The organism is Hydrogenophaga intermedia, assembly GCF_023715105.1.
Lineage (GTDB): Bacteria > Pseudomonadota > Gammaproteobacteria > Burkholderiales > Burkholderiaceae_C > Hydrogenophaga > Hydrogenophaga intermedia_A.
Genome location: NZ_JAMBNO010000109.1, coordinates 1 through 440, shown reverse-complemented (window position 1 = coordinate 440; position 440 = coordinate 1). Strand labels below are relative to the sequence as shown.

Annotated in this window: 1 protein-coding gene and 1 pseudogene; both read right to left on the bottom strand. The window is 35.5% G+C overall.

Annotation, left to right across the window (positions count from 1 at the left end):
• Nucleotides 1–187: hypothetical protein (locus tag M3149_RS22800; RefSeq protein ID WP_251711632.1), on the bottom strand; the 187-nt coding region annotated here is incomplete at its 3' end.
• Nucleotides 188–259: 72 nt separating this feature from the next.
• A pseudogene (locus M3149_RS22795) lies at nucleotides 260–440 on the bottom strand (integrase); the annotation flags it as partial.

Below are 440 nucleotides of genomic sequence, written 5' to 3'. Positions count from 1 at the left end.
CCATCAAAACATTCGAGTCTTTAAAGGATTCTAAAACTGTTTTTGTTTTAGGGTATAATTTTGTTGTATTCAATTCATCCTGAGTAAGCCTCTTTTCCTTTGGCCCCTCTCTGTATTCCTTTAAAGAATTTGTATTGACCAGAGTGTTATCAAGATCAAATAATACTGCCTCAATTGAATTATTCATTATCTTCTCTTAACAGATAGATTTGCTGTGAATAAATTAATAGGCTGCGCGTTATATAAAACACGCGCAGTCCTAATGGTTAAATTTAAAATCGGAATGCCATGCCAGCATATTTTTCCGCATTGACAAATATAATGCATGATTATAGGTACCACGGATAGTATTTTCATCCACATGAGCCAATTGGATTTCAATCCATGTACTGTTGAAACCTTGCTCATGGAGGATAGTCGACATTGTGTGCCTAACCCCA